At 37.4% G+C, this 13,651-nt stretch carries 11 protein-coding genes; 7 read left to right on the plus strand and 4 right to left on the minus strand.

The window, feature by feature from the left end; all coding sequences use genetic code 11:
- Positions 1-5: 5 nt before the first annotated feature.
- Positions 6-1,055, minus strand: a complete 1,050-nt coding sequence (locus AC1M9P_RS02795) for an NADP(H)-dependent aldo-keto reductase (protein ID WP_481586664.1) — start codon at positions 1,053-1,055, stop codon at positions 6-8.
- A gap of 159 nt (positions 1,056-1,214) precedes the next feature.
- Positions 1,215-1,928 (minus strand): cAMP-activated global transcriptional regulator CRP, encoded by a 714-nt coding sequence (gene crp, locus AC1M9P_RS02800; protein WP_035265881.1) that lies wholly within the window; start codon positions 1,926-1,928, stop codon positions 1,215-1,217.
- Positions 1,929-2,077: 149 nt separating this feature from the next.
- Between crp and AC1M9P_RS02805 the strand changes: the two genes are divergently transcribed.
- A complete protein-coding gene (locus AC1M9P_RS02805; RefSeq protein ID WP_481586665.1) occupies positions 2,078-2,503 on the plus strand; it encodes an OsmC family protein in 426 nt (141 codons plus the stop codon).
- Between the two features lie 64 nt (positions 2,504-2,567).
- Here the strand turns inward: AC1M9P_RS02805 and AC1M9P_RS02810 are convergent, their stop codons facing one another.
- Positions 2,568-3,056, minus strand: a complete 489-nt coding sequence (locus tag AC1M9P_RS02810; protein WP_481586666.1) for a rhodanese-like domain-containing protein — start codon at positions 3,054-3,056, stop codon at positions 2,568-2,570.
- A gap of 442 nt (positions 3,057-3,498) precedes the next feature.
- Between AC1M9P_RS02810 and clpB the strand changes: the two genes are divergently transcribed.
- The 5 genes from clpB (at position 3,499) to AC1M9P_RS02835 (ending at position 10,332) form a co-directional block, all read left to right on the plus strand.
- The gene (gene clpB / locus AC1M9P_RS02815) at positions 3,499-6,075 is read left to right on the plus strand and encodes an ATP-dependent chaperone ClpB (protein ID WP_481586667.1); all 2,577 of its coding nucleotides are present in this window, start codon (positions 3,499-3,501) and stop codon (positions 6,073-6,075) included.
- 204 nt (positions 6,076-6,279) lie between these two features.
- Entirely contained in the window at positions 6,280-7,122 is an 843-nt protein-coding gene (locus tag AC1M9P_RS02820; RefSeq protein WP_481586668.1) for a hypothetical protein, read from the plus strand.
- Positions 7,122-8,645 (plus strand): GH3 family acyl-acid amido synthetase, encoded by a 1,524-nt coding sequence (locus AC1M9P_RS02825; RefSeq protein WP_481586669.1) that lies wholly within the window; start codon positions 7,122-7,124, stop codon positions 8,643-8,645. Before AC1M9P_RS02820 ends, AC1M9P_RS02825 begins: the two co-directional genes overlap by 1 nt.
- Positions 8,646-8,655: 10 nt before the next feature.
- Positions 8,656-9,798 (plus strand): hypothetical protein, encoded by a 1,143-nt coding sequence (locus AC1M9P_RS02830; protein WP_035265888.1) that lies wholly within the window; start codon positions 8,656-8,658, stop codon positions 9,796-9,798.
- 99 nt (positions 9,799-9,897) lie between these two features.
- Entirely contained in the window at positions 9,898-10,332 is a 435-nt protein-coding gene (locus AC1M9P_RS02835; RefSeq protein WP_481586670.1) for a hypothetical protein, read from the plus strand.
- Positions 10,333-10,378: 46 nt separating this feature from the next.
- On the opposite strand, the gene rlmKL is transcribed toward AC1M9P_RS02835, so the two are convergent.
- Entirely contained in the window at positions 10,379-12,583 is a 2,205-nt protein-coding gene (gene rlmKL, locus AC1M9P_RS02840; RefSeq protein ID WP_481586671.1) for a bifunctional 23S rRNA (guanine(2069)-N(7))-methyltransferase RlmK/23S rRNA (guanine(2445)-N(2))-methyltransferase RlmL, read from the minus strand.
- A gap of 213 nt (positions 12,584-12,796) precedes the next feature.
- Between rlmKL and AC1M9P_RS02845 the strand changes: the two genes are divergently transcribed.
- Entirely contained in the window at positions 12,797-13,372 is a 576-nt protein-coding gene (locus AC1M9P_RS02845) for a LysE family translocator (protein ID WP_481586672.1), read from the plus strand.
- Positions 13,373-13,651 lie beyond the last annotated feature (279 nt).

The following is a 13,651-nucleotide window of genomic DNA, read 5'->3' on the forward strand; positions in this document are numbered from 1 at the left end:
GACACTTAAGGTGCTGGATTTGGTTGTTGTTTATGGATAATCTCAATTTCCTGAAGTATTTCTTCTGACAATGACACATTAAAAGCATCAATATTTTCTTTGAGTTGATTTAAATCGGTTGCACCAATGATTGTGCTGGTCACGAAGAACTGCTGCTTAATGAAAGCTAACGCTAATTGCGTTAATGTCAGTCCATGTTTTTCTGCTAAGAGTGCGTATTGTTCAGTTGCCCATTCACTTTCAGGATTACTATAACGCGAAAATCTAGAGTATAAGGTGACTCTGGCATTTGCAGGTCTCGCACCATGTCTAAATTTTCCTGTTAAATAGCCAAAAGCGAGTGGTGAATAGGCCAGTAAACCGATGCCTTCAAATTTAGCAATCTCCGACATGCCGATTTCATAGGTACGATTTAATAAGTTATAGGGGTTTTGTACAGAAACAAATTTAGACAGCCCTAACTTTTCAGCTAAATGTAGAAATTTCATGGTTCCCCATGGTGTCTCATTGGAGAGTCCGATATAACGAATTCTACCTCTATTAATTTCCGCTTGAAGGGCAGATAAGGTTTCCTCGAGTGGTGTGATATCTAGTGTACTGTGAGCATGGTGATTGGTATAACCCAATTGACCAAACATATTGGTTGGGCGTTGAGGCCAATGCAGCTGATAAAGATCAATATAGTCAGTTTTTAAGCGTCTAAGATTTGAGTCTAAGGCTGAGCTGATGTCGCTGGCAGTATAGCGAGTTGTGCCGCCTCTAATATTGCTACCACCTTGGCCTGGACCTGCAATTTTTGAAGCAAGAAAAAGTTGATCACGTTGGCCGCGCTGCTGAATCCAATTGCCGATAATTTCTTCCGTCGCTCCTTGAGTTTCGACTTTAGGTGGTACTGGGTACATCTCTGCAGTATCCCAAAAATTTAACCCCCGCTCGAGTGCATATTCCAGTTGTTGGAAAGCCTCGGACTGGCTATTTTGCTCACCAAAGGTCATTGTTCCTAAACAAATTTCGGGAACGTGTATATCTGTTTGCCCAAGTCGATTAAATTTCATGCTCAACATCCTTGCTGTATTTTTTAAGTTGATATATTTAAATCATACCTAATCTAAGATTCAAAACGTATGTAAAATAAATTCGAAAGTTTTCAGAAAAAAGGCAATAAAAAAGCAAATCGTCAGATTTGCTTTTTTGAATGTAGATCAGATGAAAATTTATTCATCATCATTGTTGTCAAAGTCTTCTTCAACAGAATTTACTGCTTCTAATGATGAATCAAAAATTAAGATAGCTTTACCATCAGTTTCAATCATGCCTTGTTCTTCAAGTGTTTTAAGAACACGACCAACCATTTCACGTGAACAACCTACAATACGACCAATTTCTTGACGAGTAATACGAATTTGGCGTCCATTTGGAAGAATCATTGCTTCAGGTTGAGCTGACAAGTCGATTAAACAACGTGCAATACGACCCGATACATCAATAAATGCTAGGTCAGTTACTTTTCGAGTTGTATTTTTTAAGCGACGAACGAGCTGTGCGAACACCGCATAGCTAAGATCTGGATACTGCTTACTTACTTCATGGAAGTTAGCATATGAAATTTCAGCAATCTCACATACATCACGTGTACGTACTTCTGCAGTACGCTGAGGATTACTTTCAAATAATCCCATCTCTCCAAAAAAGTCCCCTGGGTTTAAATAGGCTACAACAATTTCACGTTCATCATCTTCACGTAAAATAATTGAAACCGACCCTTTTAAAATTAGATACAGAGATTTCGACTCTGAGCCCGCATCAATAATTGAAGTTCGTTTTGGAAATCTATTGATGTGCGCACGCTTGAGCAAAGCTTTGACAGATTCAGGTAATTGACCTGGCGACAAAGCATCTGTACTAAGTTGTGAAAAATTAGAAGTCATGCTTTTTAAATTCCGATTTGGATAGTAACTAGATCTTTAGACCTAAATAAACTTGCCACGTGAAGCATAAGAGGTGAAATTCCTTATCAGCTCAATATATGCTAGTGTACAGTCCTAAGTAAATTTATAGTTTTTTTTAGGTAGTTGCAATGCATACTAGCGTACATTGGTTAGAGAATGTTGCTTTTGAAGCAAAATCTGAAAGCGGTCACCAAATTATCATGGATGGTGCTGAAGCTTACGGTGGTGAAAACCGTGGTCCACGTCCGATGGAACTCATTTTAATGGGGCTTGGTGGGTGTGCTTCGTTTGATATTGTGACCATATTAAAAAAATCTAGACAAGATGTGACTGGTGTTCAATGTCAGTTGAAAGCTGAGAGGGCAGATACAATTCCTGCGGTTTTCACGAAGATACATTTGCATTTTGTGGTTACAGGAAAAGCAATTAAAGAAAAGCAAGTCGCTAAAGCTGTTGAGCTATCTGCAGAAAAATATTGCTCAGCAAGTAAAATGCTTTCAGATGGCGGTGTTGAAATTACACATGATTTTGAAATCATTGAAGCCGGAGCTTGATTTTATCGAGTTAAAAAAAGCAACCTTAAGGTTGCTTTTTTTATGTAAGTTGAGCGAATCAATTTTACTCTTGTACCCATGGCAGATTGTGAAATCGCCAGCCATTATAAGTACCACGATGGGAGTTGGGATCTAAATCACCTTCAAAACCTTGATCGATATTGTATACGTTCGTGAAACCAGCGTTATACGCCACACTCGCTGCTGCTGCAGAGCGCTTTCCACTACGGCACATGAGCAAAATGATGTCATATGCATTAACAAAAGATTGTAACTTCTCTAAAAACTCAGGGTTACGTTCAAGTGAGATGCCTGTGAGCCAAGGAATATGTTCTGAATGTTCGACATAACCTACGAATTTTCGCTCTTCATGTGTTCTGACATCAATAATGATCGCTTGTTGGGATTGGAACAAAAGCCACGCATCTTGGGGTTTTAAAGAGCCTGCAAAGAGGAGTGTATGATCTTCTATATTTTTTTTTGCTTCAGATAAAATAAATTTAATTTTATCTTGATGAACTTTATTTTCTGAGAGATTTATAAAATGATTCATGAAAGTATGCCTGAATGATTAAATCATCCGTTTAAGGAAAACGGTGATTATTATAAGTTTTATCTATATTCTTTAAATAAATATAAAATTCATTGTTTATCTTATAAATTCATATTGAATGATTTTGCACAACATGTACCGATTAAGTCGATATAAGTTCGGCGTACTCCTATGTGATGATTTGAGAACAATAATGACCGTTTACGGGGAATATATTTTCTTTGTCATATCTAGTGAATATTAGATAAATATCACAATCACCATGAAAAAATTGTGAAGTGGTATTGAAAAATGTATGAGCAGCACAAATATTATAATTATAATCTATCTTTATTTTTTAAATAATTGAAATATAAGAAAATAATTAAAAAACCGACTTGAAATATGACGCTTCTCACCCATTAACTAAGCAAGTACCAAATTTGTTGTGAGGAAAATAATAATGCGTTTTGAAAAATTTACAAATCGCTTACAGCAAGCCTTATCTGATGCGCAATCTTTAGCAATGGGCAAGGATCATACAGCGATTGAAGGCATCCATATACTATCGACACTGCTTGAAGAGCCATCAAATATGAGTTTGTTGCAGCAGGCAGGGGCGAATTTACGAGAATTAAGCACAAAGTTGCAACAGGCGCTTGCTGATGCTCCAACACTTGCTCATCCAACTGGTGATATTAATCTCAGTCCAGATGCGGTTAAAGCGCTTAACTTGGCAGATAGTTATGCACAAAAATCGGGTGATGAGTTTCTTTCAACAGATTGGGTGTTACTTGGTTTAGCAGAAACAGGTGCAACCAAAACTATTTTAAATGCGGTTGGTGTTCAATCCGCAGGTTTAAAAGCGGCGATAACTAAAGTTCGAGGTGATGAAAAAGTCATGAGTAACAATCATGAAGATCAACGTGATTCATTAAACAAATACACCATTGATCTCACTGAGCGAGCACTTTCTGGCAAGCTTGATCCAGTGATTGGGCGAGATGATGAAATTCGTCGAACAGTCCAAGTTTTATCACGCCGTACAAAAAATAATCCTGTTTTGATTGGTGAGCCGGGTGTTGGTAAAACTGCCATTGTAGAGGGTTTAGCACAGCGTATCGTCAATGGAGAAGTGCCTGAAAGTTTAAAAAATAAACGTGTCTTATCACTTGATCTTGGATCGCTTTTAGCTGGTGCAAAATATCGTGGTGAATTTGAAGAGCGCTTAAAAGCAGTATTAAAAGATCTTGCTAAACATGATGGTGAAATTATTCTGTTTATCGATGAGTTGCACACTCTAGTCGGTGCAGGTAAAGGCGACGGTGCAATGGATGCAGGTAACATGTTGAAACCTGCTTTAGCACGCGGAGAATTACGTTGTGTAGGTGCTACAACTTTAGATGAATATCGACAATTCATTGAAAAAGATGCAGCACTTGAACGTCGTTTCCAGAAAGTATTGGTTGACGAGCCTAGCGTTGAAGACACGATTGCGATTTTACGTGGATTAAAAGAGCGCTATGAAGTACATCATGGTGTCAAAATCTTAGATTCTGCCATCATTGCTGCAGCTAAAATGTCACATCGTTACATTACAGATCGTCAACTACCAGATAAAGCGATTGATCTAATTGACGAGGCGGCATCTCGAATTAAGATGGAGCTTGATTCAAAACCTGAGTCTCTAGATAAATTAGAGCGTCGTCTTATTCAACTCAAATTACAGCTTGAGGCTGTAAAAAAAGACGAAGATGCGGGAAGTAAAGCTGAAGTTTCACACTTAGAAAAACAAATTGCTGAAGTGGAGAAGGAATACAGCGATCTTGAAGAAGTGTGGGTTTCTGAAAAGCGTTTGGTCCAAGGCGATCAACAAATTCAGGCTGAGCTTGATCAAGCACGTATTGCGATGCAAAAGGCACAACGTGAAAATGATCTAGCTGAAATGGCTCGTCTTCAATACGGTGTTATTCCTGATTTGGAGAAACGACTCAGTGAAGAAGCATCTGAAGAGAAAGTTGAACCTAAATTATTGCGTAATAAAGTGACGGACAATGAAATTGCCGAAGTTGTAAGTGCAGCAACAGGAATTCCTGTAGCAAAAATGCTACAGGGTGAGCGTGAAAAATTACTCAGTATGGAAACATTTTTACATAACCGCGTCGTAGGCCAAGATGAAGCGGTAGTTGCAGTTTCTAATGCTGTACGACGCTCACGTGCTGGACTTTCAGATCCGAATCGCCCAAGTGGTTCATTCTTATTTTTAGGTCCAACAGGTGTTGGGAAAACTGAGTTAACTAAAGCTTTAGCAAACTTCTTATTTGACAGTGACGATGCCATGATCCGTATCGATATGTCTGAATTTATGGAGAAACATTCTGTTAGTCGTTTGGTGGGAGCACCTCCTGGTTATGTTGGTTATGAAGAGGGTGGTGTGCTAACTGAAGCAGTACGCCGTAAGCCTTATAGCGTGGTGTTATTTGATGAAGTAGAGAAGGCTCATCCAGATGTATTTAACATTCTGCTTCAGGTACTTGACGATGGTCGCTTGACTGATTCGCAAGGGCGTGTGGTGGATTTTAAAAATACCGTGATCGTCATGACTTCAAACTTAGGTTCAAATGAAGTGCGCGAATTAGGTGACATGGCGACGGAACAAGATGTACGCAGTGTTGTGATGGCTGCTGTTTCTGAGCATTTTAGACCAGAGTTTATTAACCGAATTGATGAGCTTGTAATCTTCCATGCACTGAAAAAATCGCAGATTCGAGGTATCGCGGATATTCAGTTAGATCGCTTACGTGCTCGTTTGGCTGATCGTGATTTAAGTTTGACTGTAGATGACACTGCTTTCGATGAATTAATTGAGGCAGGATATGACCCAATCTATGGGGCTCGACCACTTAAACGTGCTATTCAACAAAAGGTTGAAAATACATTGGCTCAAAAAATCTTGGCGGGAGAATTTTTGCCAGGAGATACAATTGTTATACAAAGCACTGATGGAAATTTGAGTTTTAGTAAACTTAAATTAAATTAGAATTTAATAAACAAACTTAGAAAACCTGAATTCGTTCAGGTTTTTTTTCATTTAAGTGATTTAAAAATAATAAATTTATTTTTTAATAAAATTGCTACTCAAATCTATTAAGTATAAGATTGCACTCAATATTTTTGTGAATAAATGTTTAATTTGTTTATTGATTCACAAAAGGAATTCATTGTTTAGCTTAATGGGATCAATATGCTAGAATTAAAACGACTCCGAAAATTAAAAAAAGAACCTTATAGTGAGTTTGTTAAGGTAAAAGATTTAAAACCCCGTGATATTGAAAAGATGTTCAATATTTACAGTAACTATTATTCAAATACAGTCTTTGAAATTTTTGAAAGAGACCTTCTGGAAAAGACTGGTGTGTTTATCATTCGAGAACCCAAAAAAGATTTTTTAGTGGGTTTCTCAACTGTAATGGAGCGAAATTTTACCGTGAACGGTAAAACTGCCCATGCTTTTTTTAGTGGTGATACCATTATTGAGGAGGCGTATTGGGGTAGTCGAGCATTACAACGTGCGATGTTCCGTTATGTAATGACCTTCAAATTACGTCATACGGGTGTACCGATCTATTGGATGCTGATCTCAAAGGGCTTTAAGACCTACTTACTTCTTGCAAATAATTATTATCACTATTATCCAAATCCTGAAAATAAAGATGAATATTTAAAAGATTATGTTGAAGCGTATTGTCGTGAGTATTTTGCAGAATACTATGATGATGAATCAAAGCTGATTGATTTTGGAGAAAACTATCAGTGTCTGAAACCTGATGTGGCCCCAATAACAGAAGAAATGCGCCAGAAAAATCGTAAAATTGAGTTTTTTGAGGAATGCAATCCATCTTGGGTTCAAGGTACTGAATTACCGTGTATTGGTGAGCTGCGTTGGGTTGATATTTTGCAAACAGCGGTAAGGTTTGTGAAAAAATCATCGCTCAAAAAAAATAAGTCGAATCTGAATAAAGATAAATTATCTAAATCGGCTCAAACCAAAGATCAAGATCAAGATCAAGATTCTAAGGTGGCCTAATGTCTGTGATATTTGCAGCTCATCAAGTTTTAAATTTGGCCTGTAAAAAATCATTTAAAGACTTTTATCAATACGCTGATCAATTGGAAAAAGTTCAGCGTGATAAATTAAAAGTTATATGTGATGATCCAAAGATGGAATATGAGTCGTTTGCTCAACATTTTCCAGTAACACGTTATGCTGATTGGAAGCAGAAAGTTGAAGCATCACGTAATCAAGGCGTAAATTTACTTAATAAAAGTAAAATTATCCGATTCCAGCCTACAAGTGGTTCAAGTGAAGCACTCAAATTTATTCCATATACCCAACAATTTTTAGGTGAAATAGATCAGGCGATTGGTTTATGGCTCACGAGTTTATATCGTCGTTATCCTGAATTAAAACGTACAACACACTATTGGTCTGTATCTTGGTTGCCTGAAAGCCAGCGTCAACTGACGACCACTCATAATTTAAATGATGATAGTGCCTTACTTTCTTTTTCAAAACGAATTTTAACTCAAATTACGCAGGCCGTGCCTGCTGACATTGCTTTGGCAGAAACTGCTGAAGATGCGATGTTCGCTACAGCTGTGTATTTAGTCAGAGATGCAAATCTCGGCATGATTTCGGTTTGGAGTCCAACTTTTGCACTGCAACTGATCGAAATTATCCAAGAAAATAAGAGTGAAATCGTTGAAGTTTTATCGACTGGTCAGTGGAGTCGTCAGAGATTAGATTTCTTAAAAATCAAAAAATCTGTGCAACGTAGCCAGATTTTAAAACAATTAGATTTGGAAGACCCGACTTGTTGGAAAAAATTATGGCCAAAGCTATTTTTAATTTCATCTTGGGATACAGCAAGTGCACAGCACTGGGCACAAATTCTAAAAACCAAAATTAAGGGTGTAAGTTTTGAGGGTAAAGGGCTTTGGGCCACTGAAGGTGTGGTAACTATACCTTTAGAAGATCATTATCCACTGATGTATCAAGCTCATTTTTATGAGTTTCAGGATTTAGATACTCAGCAAATTTATCCTGCTTGGCTGCTTAAACCAGGTCAAATCGTGAGTCCTATTATTACGACGGGGTCAGGTTTGAAACGCTATATTATTGATGATGAGTTATTGGTTGATACTTTTTATCAGGGTATCCCTTGCTTTAAATTCCTTGGTCGAAAGATGACAGTTGATTTGGTCGGTGAGAAGATTGATCAAACGGTTGCTTTGAGTGTGATCGATACATTTAAACAAAACGGTTTTTTACCCATTAGTTTACTTGGAATAGAACAGACCGAATCGAAACCTTATTATGTTTTGCTTTCTGAGGGTAGTGTGAGTGGGCAGCCGTCTGATCAACAGTTAGATCAATTGCTAAAACAAAATTTTCATTATGAGCTGGCGCGTAATTTAGGGCAATTAGATGAAGCGCGCGTGATGCATGTGGAAGATGCATGGCATGAATATAAGACTATCGCAATGCGCAATGGCATGATTGAGGGGAATATCAAGCCAGAACCTTTGAAGAAAATGAAATTTATTTAAGAATTTAAAAATGACAGAGCAAAATTTACTATATCGATCAAAAATATCGCCTGAATTTTATCTACGTTATGCTGCGGAGCAAGATGATCCTCAATTGATTGAGCTGATTTCTGAAAGTATGCCGAGTAACGGTATGGTGATTTCATTTGAGCGAAAACCGAGTTATTTTCGGGCCACACATGCACAATATAATAAGCCCGAAATTTTGGTTGTCGTACATCAAGATCAACCTGATCAGATTATTGCCATGATGAACATCGGTTGGAAATTGTATTGGATTAATGGTGCCGCTGAACAATTACGCTATGTTTCAGATCTACGGATCAAGCTCACTGCCCGGGGTAAAAAAGCCTTTAATGTCTTTATGGAATACATTTTTGACTGCTTACCACGTGAAATTATCTTTCAAAGCGTGATTTTAGAAGATAATAAAGTAGCTCGAAATATGATGCATCGTGAAAGAGAAGGATACGCTTTACCTTATATCTTTGATTCGATGACTACTTTTACCATTTCTAAGGTACCTAAGTTTAAGCAGTCTGCTGGACTTCGCCTTGAAACACTGACCATAGATAAGATTGATGCGGTCAATGGTTTTATACAAGAAATGGCTTCTCATTATAATTTTTTACCTGATTATGACTTTAAACAGTTACTGGAAGCTAATCATCCTTTTTGGTATGGGTTGAGGTTAGAAGACTTTCATTTAGTGCTCAATTCAGATCAAAAAATCGTAGGTTTATTTGGTTTGTGGGATCAAAAAGATTTTAAACAAACTAAAGTGGCGAGTTATTCTAAAACGTTAAAACTGTTGAAGCCTGTTTATAACACTTATGCTCGTATTACTGGACAGTTAACGCTTCCAGAAGAGGGGCAATCCTTTGATTATCTCATGACGCATAGTTTCCTCTGTCATCCAAATGCGGTTGAAGTATTAAAGTTTATGCTGACCAATGTAAACACATTGGTGAAAGCTCAGGGTAAAACATCATTTTGTGTGACAGTGGTTGAGAATGATCCACGTAAGCAAGTTCTAGAACAGTGTTCATCACATAAAATGAAAGCAGTTCACACGCTTCATAGTTATGAAAGTAAACCCTATGACGTGATTGATCGTTCTAAATACTCTTACTTTGAAGTGAGTCGTATTTAAGAATGTGGTGCGTTCATCGGAATGCGGGTGAACGCACTTGATTAGCTGTAATTAATAAATATATAAATAAAACTACAATAATAATTTTCGAGATAAAAAATGGAATTTATAAGTGTTACTTTTCGACGGTCAATTTTAATTTCTGGCATGCTGATGTGTAGTTTTCAATGGGCAACTGCACAGAAATTAGATGAATCTGAACTTATCGAACAGCAAGTGATTGATCAAAATTTGAATGAAAATTTAGTGCAAGAATTAAAAAATGAAGTAGCACAAAGCACTGAAGAACAAATACAGAATCAACAACATTTGGCTCAGATTCAAGCAGAAGAATTTAATCAGAAGCAATTGGTTTCAAATGCGGTTTCTGATTTTGAGTTGACCAAAAAAGCAGATCCAGAGCAGATTAGCAAAACCATTAAACCACTGACGTATTATCCTTATGATACGCTACCACGCACTGTCTATGTTTCAACTGATCCTATCATTATTGTGACTAAGGAATATCCACCTTCAAAAAATTTAAGAAAATAAAAAGGGCAAACGAATTGCCCTTTTTATTGGTCAAGCTCTCTAATCATTAGGCTTGAAGATGTCTAATTTTCCATGAACGGTGAATTTTAGTATTACGTTTAAAGTCTAGACCAATTGTTTCATGGGTGAGTTCTTCAATGTCATAAAACGCTTTGATTTCGTCGTCTAATTCAAAACCACGATAGTTATTTGAGAAATACAGTGTACCAACAGTGGTTAAACGATTCATTGCACGCTTAATCAGGGATAAGTGATCACGTTGAACGTCAAACGTACCATGGAATTTTTTAGAGTTCGAGAACGTTGGCGGATCGATAAAGATTAAGTCATATTGTTCATGACCTTCTTTTAACCATTCAAAACAATCACTGGCAAAGAACTGGTGTTGTTGGTCAGCATGATCAACCGTTAAACCATTTAAGACAAAGTTTTCTTTAGACCAGTTCAAATAAGTATTTGAAAGGTCGACACTGGTCGTGCTCGCAGCACCACCTAACGCAGCATGTAAACTTGCAGTTGAGGTATAACTATATAGATTAAGGAAATGTTTACCTTTCGCTTCAGCAGCGATGCGTAAGCGAATTTGGCGATGATCGAGGAAAAGACCAGTATCTAAATAATCTGTGAGGTTAACCAAGATTTTCGCTTTGCCTTCTTGAACGATAAAGCGTTTAGAGGCAGTACTTTGTTTAGTGTATTGGTTTTTACCTTCCTGACGAGCACGAGTCTTGATAAAAATGGCATCGCGACCTAAACCTGTGACAGCACGGATTGCTTGTAAAGCAAGATTAAAACGTTTTTTCGCTTTTTCAGGATCGATTGATTTTGGTGGGGCATATTCTTGAACATGCAATCGGTCACCATATAGATCTACAGCGACATTGAAGTCTGGTAGATCAGCATCATAAATTCGCAAACAATAGATATTTTCTTTTACAGCCCATTTTTTCAAATTCTGCATATTCTTTTGCAAACGATTTGTAAAATCTTCAGCACCTTCAATTTTATCGAATTGAAGTGGTAGCCAATTGGCTAAGAAAGGTTGTGTCACAACAGGTGGCTTAATCTTACCTGAGCGAATATAAATAGGTAGCTTACCATTCATTAAGCGAAGCGTTTGAGTTTCGCTAAATGCCAACACGTCTGCTTGTTCAATTTGAGCTGCAATAACTGCGGCAGTTTGGTTGGCAAAGTTCTTTTGAAGTAAGCCAGATAGACCAAGATAGAATGAACGGCTAGAGCCTTTATCACCAAGACGCTCACCATAAGGTGGGTTAGTGACAACGACCACAGATTTACCTTCTGCTTTAAAATCTGGCCAATCAGAAAGGGTACGCTCTTCAATTTGAATTTGATCAAGCAACGCCTCAAATCCTGCTGCGCGGATATTATTTTTGGTTGCTTTTACTGCTTCCCAATCTGCGTCAAAGGCATAGAATTTTGGAAGCGGTTTTTCTAAGGCAACTTTGTGACGTTCCGCAGCTTCACCTTTAATTTGCATCCAAAGATCATGATCATGACCATTCCAGCCATTAAAGCCGAAACGACGAACCAAACCAGGCGCGCGGTCAGTTAACATCATTAAAGCTTCAATAATAAATGTTCCTGAACCACACATTGGATCAAGAACAATATCTGGATTCTTTTCAATTAATTGTGCGTGTTGAAGAATGGCTGCAGCCAAGTTTTCTTTGATAGGTGCATCAGTCATATAGTGGCGATAGCCACGTTTATGCAATGAATCGCCAGACAAATCTAAACAGAAAGTATGTTCTTTTTTACCAGCCAAAGCGTAAATGGTTATTTCTGGTTGTTTGATATCGATGCTTGGACGCTTACCGACAGCCTCCATGAAGGAATCTACGATACCGTCTTTCACACGTAAGGTGGCGAATTGGCTGTTGACTTTGATCTCACGTTCGACATGTAAACGCACAGCAAATGTACTTTGAGGTGCAAAAATAAGCGACCAGTCAAAACTATTTGCACCTTCGTAGAGTTCTTCAGCTACATCGCGTGCATCGTGAGTAAATTCAACTTCAAACGTATGGATAGGCGTCAAAACACGTGATGCAAGACGAGACCACATACAAATGCGGTAGGCATCAGCCAATTGACCTTTGAAAACCAATCGCCCAGGGAAACGTTCAACGTTTTGTACTCCTAAACCTTCAATTTCTTCTTGAAGTAAGGTTTCAAGCCCATCTGCACAGGTAACCCAATATGTAGAAAGACGAGGTTTAGAATTCATGAACATTCCCAAAGACTAATAAAGCAATCGTATATTTTAACTTATTTTTGATTTTAAAACTGCTTTAATGCGTTGATCCAACCATTTTAAAAATAATTTAAATTTAAAAGATTGATTGAAACTGGTTGATATAGCCCCATAAAACTAAAAAACACTAAAAGATAAAAAAATATGCTGGCTTTAATTTTCTCTATGTTTACCTTTTCATTATCGATGTCTATCTCTCCTGGACCTGTTAATTTAACTATTCTCAGTAGCAGTATGAACTTTGGTGTTCGAAAAACTTTTGCTTTTATTTCAGGTGCTACCATTGGATTTACTGCTTTACTTGCAGCAGTTTGCTTTGGTTTATATCAGATTATTTTATTGTATCCGGTTCTTTTGGACGCTATTGCGCTGTTAGGAACGGCTCTATTGGTTTGGATTGGCTGGAATATTTTAAGTGCTAAAGGCGAGAAAATTCAAACGGATCAACAAGATCTAGAGAAAATTCCAAATTTTACGCAAGGTGCTTTAATGCAGTGGCTGAATCCAAAAGCTTGGATTGCCGCCGTTTCAGGTACAGCCCTATTTTCAGCTCCAGAGAATAGTGTTTATTTAGCGCTTTTTGTTTTGATTTATTTTATGGTCTGCTATGTCTCTTTATGGCTTTGGGGATATGCAGGGGAAAAATTGGCTCAGTTTCTTAATGTGGGAAATCGAGCAAGAATTTTGAATAGGGTGATGGGAAGTCTTTTAATCGTGATTGCTATACAGATGTGTCTCACTCATTTTTTAACATATCCATAAAACTATGAGTGGATCATTTATTAAAAATTTCTAATTTTATAATCTAACTCACTATTTCAGGAAATTTGATTGAACAGATGTATCAAAATAAAGATAAACAAGCTTTTATGTAGGAGTTAGGAGCCTAATTTTGAGGGAATTAGAAGATTTCAACGGAATACTTTTGGTTAAATTAAGTTTCTGAAAAATTTTATGAAACGTCATAAGTCGTGATTAAGTTAGATATTGATCAGCTGCAGTGTGGGTCACTGCCAAATCATTTTAGAATCTGTATAATAC

The organism is Acinetobacter sp. 25-47-122 (genome assembly GCF_056779695.1).

Bases quoted from the DNA above. Each gene is read 5' to 3' on its own strand.
- rlmKL (WP_481586671.1), bottom strand. From the start codon at position 12,583: ATGAATTCTAAACCTCGTCTTTCTACATATTGGGTTACCTGTGCAGAT.
- AC1M9P_RS02820 (WP_481586668.1), top strand. From the start codon at position 6,280: ATGCTAGAATTAAAACGACTCCGAAAATTAAAAAAAGAACCTTATAGT.
- clpB (WP_481586667.1), top strand. From the start codon at position 3,499: ATGCGTTTTGAAAAATTTACAAATCGCTTACAGCAAGCCTTATCTGAT.
- AC1M9P_RS02835 (WP_481586670.1), top strand. From the start codon at position 9,898: ATGGAATTTATAAGTGTTACTTTTCGACGGTCAATTTTAATTTCTGGC.
- AC1M9P_RS02830 (WP_035265888.1), top strand. From the start codon at position 8,656: ATGACAGAGCAAAATTTACTATATCGATCAAAAATATCGCCTGAATTT.
- crp (WP_035265881.1), bottom strand. From the start codon at position 1,928: ATGACTTCTAATTTTTCACAACTTAGTACAGATGCTTTGTCGCCAGGT.
- AC1M9P_RS02810 (WP_481586666.1), bottom strand. From the start codon at position 3,056: ATGAATCATTTTATAAATCTCTCAGAAAATAAAGTTCATCAAGATAAA.
- AC1M9P_RS02825 (WP_481586669.1), top strand. From the start codon at position 7,122: ATGTCTGTGATATTTGCAGCTCATCAAGTTTTAAATTTGGCCTGTAAA.
- AC1M9P_RS02795 (WP_481586664.1), bottom strand. From the start codon at position 1,055: ATGAAATTTAATCGACTTGGGCAAACAGATATACACGTTCCCGAAATT.
- AC1M9P_RS02845 (WP_481586672.1), top strand. From the start codon at position 12,797: ATGTCTATCTCTCCTGGACCTGTTAATTTAACTATTCTCAGTAGCAGT.
- AC1M9P_RS02805 (WP_481586665.1), top strand. From the start codon at position 2,078: ATGCATACTAGCGTACATTGGTTAGAGAATGTTGCTTTTGAAGCAAAA.